Genomic DNA, 7,534 nt, shown 5'->3' with positions numbered 1-7,534 from the left:
CCTCGATGGCGTACAGGCCAATGGGATGTGGACATATAGAAGGCGTACGCGCCGAATCTGACCCCGCTCATCGCCCAGACCGTCGACGACCTCCCAATACGTCAGTTTTCGCAACGTCGGCACACTCCAAAGGTGGTCCTTCGTCGTCTTCAGGTCTGTGCTGGAAGCCAGTGACGGCCCTAAGCGCCGGCGACAATGCTTTGAGGATTCCCGGACGCTGATTCGGCCTGGTCCCTCGCAGCGACAGATAAGTCAGGGCAAGCATCGTGACCGCGCGCCCGAGATAGCGGAGAGTCACCGCGAGCAGTAGTAGTGTGACGAGGCCGGTATGCATGTTCTGCTGTCCGTTCTGCCGAAGGCCGTCGTTACCGATCCCGAGCGACATGGTGGAACGTCCTATGGGTGTCCCATCAGCGGAGGGACACTTCTGGGAACACATCAGGGGACGACGATGCTCGAGGGGGCCAGGGTGGTGCTGACTCCGCAGGAGCGGATGTTCGCGACGGAGGTAGAACGGGCGCGGAGTGCGGCGCGAGTCAGCCAGGACTGGCTCGGCCAGCAGATTCGGATGTCCCGGAGCAAGGTGTCGGAGATCTGTAATGGCAGATATCTGCCGACCCATGACACACTGCTGCGACTAGTCGAAGCGCTTGCCATGGATCGGGAGCGGACCTTCGCGTTGTGGCGCTCTGCTCGGCACGCCCGCGACACACGCCGCGACGACGAACGCAACGCGCGCTTGGCACCGAACGCTTCCGGTTGGGATCGGCTTCCACCGCTGCCACCGGAGATAGTCTCCTTGATGCGAGCGCAAATATTGGCAGCGGAAGACCTGCCATACCGGCTCCCAGGAGCGAAGCGGCCGTCGTTGTCCACCGTGTACGTACGTCAGGATCTCGGCCAGGCCGCCGACGACACGCTAACCGAGTCGCGCCCAGATCAGGGGTTCGGAAATCGCCGCGGCGATTCCGCCGAACCCGCGGAGCACGGGGGCGGATCAACGACGGAGTATGTAGCACACCAGGCCATCACAGGCTCGCGAGGCGTACGACCGCCAGCACGAGCCGTCCGAGTAGCTCTTGACGGAGACCAGCATCTGTTGATCACCGGCGGTCCCGGTCAAGGCAAGTCGACGTTGACGCTGCGATTGGCCGCGGACGTGGCTCGTGCGTGGCTAGATGCCCGCGGTCAAGGTGAACCCCCGCTCGTCGAACCAGCAGTTCCGCTGCGGTTGCCGGCCCGGGAACTGGCCACCCACCTCGATATGCCACTTCCTGATGCTCTCGCCAAGAGCGTCGCCGCAGAATTCGGTCCGCTGTTGAAGGCTGAGGTACCGGCGCACGTGCTGGGCGGACGCGTGGGCGGCTGCCGTTGGTTGCTGCTTATCGACGCGATCGATGAGATCGTCGACCGGGAGCAGCAGGAACGGTTGTTGCGGGCGCTCTCCCATCTGGCCACCGACAAATCCGACCCGATCTACCGCGTCGTGGTCACAAGCCGACCGCTGGGCGGTACCGGGTTGGGGACGCTGCTGCGGGCAGGCGTGGCCCGGTATGAGCTTCAGCCCTTCGACGCCGAAGCGCTGCGTGCCTTCGCTACACACTGGTTCACCGCCGAGGGCGGACCCGACAGCGAAATGCTGAGCCGCAGATTTCTGATGCAGGTCAGGCAAGCCCACCTCGCTGAACTGATGCGGGTACCCTTGCTCGCGACCATCGCCGCGATCATTTTCGAACAGCACCGCGACCGCCCGCTGCCGGACAATCGCTTCGATCTCTACGAAACGTACCTCGACTACATCGCGCGGCGCAGCGGGCCACGAAACCGATCCGACAGCGTCTTCCAGGAGGTCCGCACCCGTCTTCTGGAGCATCTGGGCGTCGTCCGATTGGCCAAGACAGGCTCACTGGCCAAGGCGGCCCGCGAGTGGGTGAGGCAGCACATGCCGGTCGGCCTGTCAATGGACTGGCAGGCCGACCTCATCAGCTACCTGGCCACCGCCGGCCCAATGATCGTCCGTCGCGATGACCTCGAGTTCCTCCACCACAGCTTTGCCGACCACCTCGCCGCCACCGCGCGGGCGCGCGAGCTTCCTGCCTCGTTCGACGCTGAGCAAGACGTGTGGAAGGAGATGCTCCACAACGCCCACGCCGGTTACGCGATAGCCCACTCGGAGGCTGTTCTTCTCCACTACGGCCATCTCCACCCGACTCAGGCCAACGAGATTGTTCGCTGGCTCTGCGGCAACACAGCGGGCTTTCAGCTTGTCGCGGCCCGGCTACTTGCACAGCATCTTCCCGCAAGCAGAGAAACAATCGATGCATTCCTGGACAAGGTCTGGGCGTGGGCGCTGACGACTGCCGGACTCGGCTGGAAGATTCTTGACGCGGTATCGAAGGCCACCCACCACTCAGGACTTCCGGCATGGCTCCGCGCGTTGATGAACGAGCCCGAAGCACCCTGGCGTTCGCGCGTCCAAGCCGCGGTAGCCTTGTGCACCCTGTTCAACGGTATAGAACATGAGCAGGCGCTGGCTCTCCTACGTGAAGCCACCCGCGATTACACGCTCGACATGCCTCATCGGCTGATGGCCGCGCAGGGTCTAGCCGAGGTCGACGTGGAGCAGCGCGCCCATGCGGCCAGCGGTCTTCGCGCGCTGATCGCCGACAAGGCCGTCGATGCCACGACGCTGCGGACAGCAGCGGTCGCCCTCGCCGACCTGGGCGACGAACGTCGCTCCTTCGCAGCGGGCACTCTTCTAGCAGTACTCGCGGATCCGACCACGTCGGTGAGCGCTCTTAGCATGGCCGCGAGAGGTCTTGCCGAAATCGGGCCAGAATTCGAAATCCGCGCCGCATCCGTTCTCCGCGAGATTGCAGGCGACAGGAGCCAGGCAGCCTCCGAGCGTCAATCCGCTGCACTGGCACTGGCTCGCCTTGGGGCGCTCCACGGAGAAGAAGCCGCCTCTCTTCTTGAAAAGCTTTGCAATGACAAGAACCTACCCTTGCATCAGAGGTCTCGGGCCGTGGCCACGCTTGCCGATATTGGGCCAGAATATGTATCGCACGCCGCCGACATCCTCATACGCATTCTGGAATCGCCGGTAACCAAGAAAACCGACATATGGTGGATCGTCTCCGATCTCGCCGAACTCGGTCCGTCGTTCCAGGACAGAGCCGCAACCCACCTGAGAGGCGTGCTGAAAGATCCTGGGGTGTATTCCAATGCACGGCTCTGGACCATCGACACTCTCTCCAAGCTGGGCGTTACTTTCCACGGCGAGGCGGTGGAAGAGTATCGACGGTTGTGGGCCGATCCCTTCGCCGGCGACTACGATCGCTGCCAGGCCCTGGCCAACTTGGCGAGTCTGGGTCCCGGATACCGAGACGAGGCCGCCGCCCTTCTCATCGAATCCGCCATCGGTCCCACGGCAGGTGCGGCGACCCAAGTCGAAGCCGCCCGAATGCTCTCTCAACTGGATCCAGCGTTCCATGCCACAGCCGCGGACATCCTTCGCGAACTCTTGATCGACGAATCCCTCAGCAACCGCGTACGCATTAGTGCGGCAATAGCGCTAGAAAGACTGGGGAATCGCTTTCATGGCGAAATCACCGATGCGCTCGATGCCGTCCTCGCTCGCCCTTGGCTGGGACTATCCATGGAATCTACACCATCCAATTGGGACGACCTTGGACCAAGCTTCAGAAATAAATCCCTAACGGCGCTGCGAAGCATACTCAATGACGCATCACGCGAAACATACATTCGAACGTCTGCGGCGCGCGGCCTTTCGCTACTCGACCCCGAAAGTCAACCTGCCATCGCCACGGCCCTGTGCGCGATCATCTGTGATCCATCCGATCGTTGGCAAGATCTCGCCGAGGTCGCCGAGAGACTGGTCGCATTCGGCAGCGAAGCACGGGAAACGGCAGTGGCGGCGATTCGAACACGGCTGTCCGATAGTGAAACAGATCTCGATGCCCGCCTCGACCTCGCCCAAGCACTGGAGGCACTCGGCGACGGTCACCGTGACGAAGTCGCGCAGGAGTTGCGCTTCATCCTCATGGGTCCAGCCGCCGACCTCGACCTGCGGGTACGCACAGGCGCCGCGCTTGCCTCACTCGGCCCGCAATTCCACCGGGAAGCTTCAAATGTCCTGGGTTCATTGATCGAGGACACCCGTAAAGCTAGTGACCACTGGGGGACCCTGGCGTCCAGCCTGGCAGAACTGGGACCCATTCAGCGGGACAAAGCTGTATCGGCTCTGCGCGCCTTCCTCAGCGACGCCGCCATCAGTGGACGGGAGCATCAGCACGCTGCGGTCGTACTCGGCCAGCTTGGCCGGGAGTCGCGCGACGAAGCCGCTGCGGTACTACGGCAGCTCACCTCCGACGAGGACCAACCCGCCGACGTCCGCGTCGCAGCGGCATGGAGCTTAATCGATCTCCTCTGCTCACCCCAGCAAGAATCAACCGCCTGTCTACTGGACATCAGTAGCGACCCTCGCCAACGACTCACGGACCGGTGCAAAGCCGCAGAGTACCTCGTCCGGTCGGACCAGCAGTACCGGCCACGCGTCGTCCAAGGTCTGCGAAGAGCCCTGAAGGCGCGAAACATCAAACCAGCGGGTGTATTGACAGCCATCCTGAGCCTGCGCCAACTCCGCGCAATCACCGAAGAGGAAGCGCACTTCGTATTCGCAGCAACAGCCAACGACCCGGCTGCCACATCGGCAGAGCGACGGATAGCCATCACCCGGATCGTGAGCTCCCGTCACCACCCGGACGAAACACTAGAGTTACTCAGGACACTGTTGTGGGATCGAGGTGCTGAAGTCTGGTCCCGCATACCCAGTAGATTGGAATTGGCAGGCATCGGCGCGCCACTAGCGCACGACGTAGTCTCGGTTTTAGACGAAGTACTCACAGGTGAAGAGTACGACGCTTCGGATCGCTTGGCCGCACTACACGAGATGGAACAGCTCGGCGGTGCCCACCGGAAGCAGGCCGCGGCGATTCTCCGCGAGGCGATCAGCAACGAGCCGACCACGCCCCTGCCTGTCTTCAAGGCCCTGGCAGCCCTCGCGGGATTCGGCGGAAAGCTTCGCGTCGAAGCATGTGACATCGCCGACAGGATACTGAGCGACGAGAGTCGACCGCCTCGCGACAGGCTGGCCGCAGCAAAGATCAGCGCAAATGATATCGAGCCGCGCCGCGTGGCTGTTGAGCTGCTGATTCAGGTCATGCGCGCCAGCAGATGCCCTCGTCTCCAGGTCGATGCGGCGTCCGCGTTGCTCGAACTCGGACAGACGTGGCGTGCACAAGCCGTCAGCGAACTGCGCCGCATAGTTCAGAACATCCGCATCAACGGCTACACCCGTGTCGAGGCCGCCCGCCATCTAGCGAAATGGAGCCCGCCGGACCGCGATACCGCCGCGGATATCGTCGACGCAATCGCCGGCGATCCAACGGCGGCACCTGCTCTTCGATGGCGAGCCGCGCAGTCACTCGCTGTTCGCCACAGGGCCCGATTCCGGCCTGTCGCCCTCACTCACCTGCAAGCGCTCGCCACCGACGAGGGCATCGCAGTGTCAGCACGAATCCGCGCTGCGGGAGTCATGGCCGCGCTTGACCCCGACCGACTTCCGACGGCAATGGGGGTTCTGCGCAAAATTTCGTCGGAAACCGACTACCGCCCTGCAATCCGCATTCAAGCTCTGGCCACGATCGGCTATCAAGGGCGCGGATTCGTTGACGAGGCAGTCGCCGGACTGCGCCGACTCGCGCACGACTCAGCGATAAGCACAGTTGCCCGATGCAACGCCGCCATGGAGATGGGCCTGTTCCATCGAGGCTGCCGGGAAGAAGCAGCTTTGATAATGCGGGAAGTAATCGCATCACCCGGCGCCGCCGTCCACATCCGGTGGCAGGCGGCCAGGTGGCTCGCCACCCTAAGTGCCACATGCCGCGACGAGGCTCTCGTTCACCTGACGGCCCTCTCTTCTGAACCGTGGTAACAGAGCAAGCTGCCTACGAGCAGAAACACCGCTGGCCAACCGACCACGTCCCAGTCCGCCGGGCCGACCAGGGCCCGCTGCGTCCGCAGTGCGATGAGGCGCCGGCAGCTCCCGACAACATCAAAGCCCTCCTTCACCCGCGATCGGCAACCGTCCCAACAGCGTTGTCATATCGCGATCACGACCCCGTCGCCTCAGGATCGGACAAATCTCGGGGACTCGTTGCGCCAAAGATCGTCGCCACTGAACGGATTACTCTCCAGCCGCCCCCGCAGTGTTCGTACCAGCAGCTCCACAACACCGAAGTCGTACCGCATCCAAGTCGGGCCCGACTACGGACTGTGCCGCCGGATGACCACCGGCCAGGCGTCGGGCTCACCGACCGGGCTCCAACAGGCAGTGTCATTGTTGAGGTCGAAACCCCACACGATCAGGCCAGCGGGCTCCAGGTAGGCGAGGTCGATCTCGCCAGGTGCACCAAACTGCAGGAACTGCTCGGCTGACATCGGTGCGACGCTGGGGGCGGACCCGATCTCAGACGCCGGAAGCGGAACCAGGATGCTTAGATACTCAGCAAACGCCCCCGGCCCGTAGACCTCATTGAGCCACATGTAGAGTCGGCTGGCAACGCGGTCCCGTAGCCCCGCACGATCTCGTCCAGGCTCGGGAGAGCCCACTTCTAGCTCGACGGTTCAAGAAGCCGCAGCAGTTCTTCCCTCGACGACGTGATCACCGGCCTTTCCTGCACGCGGATCACCTGCTGCCCCGCGTCATCGGCCGATATTGAACCAGGCGTTCTTCGCCCGGCTCCATAGCTCGTTCTGGACAGTGCCGCTGATATTGGTGGGGCTATTGGTACAGTTCGCGACACTCCTAGACGGCATCGAGGACAGCTCCGCGTAGCGTCGGCAGAGTTCTGGCTCATCCACAGTCCGTGGCACACGGCGTCCTACGACCATCAAGACAAGAACAGCCCCTCACATAGGTGAGGTGCCGTTTTTGCTGCTGAACGTATGTGCCCCCGGTAGGATTCGAACCTACGCAACCGCCTCCGGAGGGCGGTGCTCTATCCCCTGAGCTACGGGGGCTCGGGACGTAGGAAACGATATCAGGTTCGCGCAGGGGGTTGCGCCACCGTTTTGGTGGGTGCGGTGAGCATGGTGGGAGTGGGGGGTTAGGCGAGGATCGCGTAGACGGTTGTGGCGTGGGCGGCTGGTGGGGGCAGTGTTGCTTCCGCGCCTGCTCGGCCTTCCGTTCCCTCGCCCTTCGCTGGCGGTGCGGGCGTCATCGTGACGTCGGTGAAAGCCAGCGTTCGCCCCAGCTTGGTGACCCGTGCCGTGATCAAGACGTCCGTCTCTTTGATCGGCCGCTGGAATGTCGTGTTCTGCTGCACCGTGGTCATCGGGCAGTAGGTGCCGCGGGCTGCGCTGATGGCTAGGACGGTTGCTGTGTCCGCCGCTGCCATGAGGGCTTGGCCGCACAGGGTGCCGCCTTCGCGGGCGAGGGTGGGGTTCCAGG

3 protein-coding genes and 1 tRNA gene are annotated in these 7,534 nt (G+C 63.3%); 1 reads left to right on the top strand and 3 read right to left on the bottom strand.

The genetic code is table 11. From position 1 onward, the window contains the following. The first annotated feature begins 451 nt into the window (after positions 1–451). Positions 452–6,016: a helix-turn-helix domain-containing protein gene (locus tag IZR01_RS46685; RefSeq protein ID WP_194927591.1), complete on the top strand. Its 5,565-nt coding sequence runs from the start codon at positions 452–454 to the stop codon at positions 6,014–6,016. 332 nt (positions 6,017–6,348) lie between these two features. Here the strand turns inward: IZR01_RS46685 and IZR01_RS46680 are convergent, their stop codons facing one another. The 3 genes from IZR01_RS46680 to IZR01_RS46670 form a co-directional block, all read right to left on the bottom strand. Then, on the bottom strand, positions 6,349–6,522 hold the full coding sequence (locus IZR01_RS46680; RefSeq protein WP_194899170.1) for a hypothetical protein: 174 nt from the start codon (positions 6,520–6,522) through the stop codon (positions 6,349–6,351). A gap of 510 nt (positions 6,523–7,032) precedes the next feature. Beyond that, a tRNA-Arg gene (locus IZR01_RS46675) sits at positions 7,033–7,104 on the bottom strand. Between the two features lie 86 nt (positions 7,105–7,190). Beyond that, positions 7,191–7,534: PaaI family thioesterase (locus IZR01_RS46670; protein WP_194927590.1), on the bottom strand; the 344-nt coding region annotated here is incomplete at its 5' end.

The organism is Catenulispora pinisilvae, assembly GCF_015356865.1.
Classification (GTDB): Bacteria; Actinomycetota; Actinomycetes; order Streptomycetales; family Catenulisporaceae; genus Catenulispora; species Catenulispora pinisilvae.
Note: the sequence above shows the minus strand (reverse complement) of the source record. Positions and strands in the feature narration are given on the sequence as shown.